Annotated in this window: 1 protein-coding gene; it reads right to left on the bottom strand. The window is 44.5% G+C overall.

Annotated elements, in window-relative coordinates; genetic code table 11:
- Positions 1 to 130: 130 nt before the first annotated feature.
- Positions 131 to 1,180: a DUF4382 domain-containing protein gene (locus R7Z78_RS24295; RefSeq protein WP_169643860.1), complete on the bottom strand. Its 1,050-nt coding sequence runs from the start codon at positions 1,178 to 1,180 to the stop codon at positions 131 to 133.
- Between the last annotated feature and the right edge of the window lie 297 nt (positions 1,181 to 1,477).

The following is a 1,477-nucleotide window of genomic DNA, read 5'->3' on the forward strand; positions in this document are numbered from 1 at the left end:
TCCTCCATTTATGACCGCGATAGCAATACGCCTTACATTAAAAAAGTACGAGTGGTATCGACGGTTCAATATTACCTTTCTGACTAAGTAAAAAGCCGCTCAGTACGAGCGGCTTTTTTAATATGGTGACTTAAAGAATGGGATTAATGTCCTGAGTTGTCAGCTCTGTCTCGACAACATCAACTGGCGTGTAGTGCTGGTAAATCAAGAAACCGTCTTCTGACGTTTCATGAGCGTCAGGCGTATCAATATACGCGGTACATGTGTAGCCAATGCTGTAAGTACCTGGGCCAATGTAACCAAACTCGTAGCTGTAGATTGTATTGCCTTCTTCGTCTTGCGATTCATTCACGTTAGCTACCGCAACTGGCGCGTTGAGTGGAGCTGTCGCGCCCATATCGCCCATGGTTGAGCGAACCATAGAACCCGCATACAGGTAAACAGAGTGAACGGCAGGCACATCATGAATCGCGTTCCATGCCGCACTGTCTGCTTCGCAAGCTTGGTATTGCACGTTACTTACCGTGCCAGCGATATGGCCTGAATCTGATGCGTTCACCAAACTTACGGCATTCGAGTTCATGTTCATATGATCTTGGCCGACTGGATCCGCCAGACCTTTACGCAAATCAAACTCTACAACGTAGCTATTGTGCCCAGTATGAACTTTTACATACTGACCTTTTTGGGAAAACTTCAAGCGACCCTGATCGCTGGTATCGGGCTTAAAGCCAAAGCAGCTACCACGACTTGGAACAACAAGACCTTTTACTGAGCCATCAGTTTTTTCGACATACGATAGAGATGTATCATTCAACTGTCGGCCATCTTTCGCGTAAACGCACATGGCGTAATCACCCGGAGCAATTTGTTGTTCGCTAATGATGGTTTTAGCATTTTTCCCTTGGTATTCCATCAAATCAACTTGATGTAGCGCGCCGCTCTCGCTTGCGTCTAGCAGAATGTGATCGCCAGTTTGCTCGCCCGTTTCTGGGTCAAACGGAATTAAAACCACGTCTTTAAATGCTAAGACCACTTTGTTGGCGTCATCCACAGGTGCATCTGAGACACCAAGAGAAAACGTAGCGGATTCTGTATTTGATGAAGAGTCGTCACCACCGCAGCCAGTCAGTAGTAGACCGCCTGAGATAGCAAGTAGAGGATAAGTGTATTTTTTCATATTGACCTCTTGTGTTTACACTGCCGATAAACATCGAAGATTAGTCTCAGAGTCGAGACCAAATGTCATTGCTTGGTAATGACGGGGTCAATGTAAAAAATGGAAATTCATAGTGTGATATGGATTCCTAAAAAGCTATTTTTAAATCTATTGCTCAAGTGTAGCTGCGAAGCAGTAACTCCATTAACTTCGGCTCTACTTAGCTAAACAACGTGGTCGCTTAGCAACCACTTTTCCCATTTCCACAAGCGCTTTTTTATAAAACTAAGTTCTTATTCATAGTGAAATGAAGTTGAT

It is taken from the genome of Vibrio sp. 1167 (assembly GCF_033340375.1).
In the GTDB taxonomy this organism is placed as follows: domain Bacteria; phylum Pseudomonadota; class Gammaproteobacteria; order Enterobacterales; family Vibrionaceae; genus Vibrio; species Vibrio alginolyticus.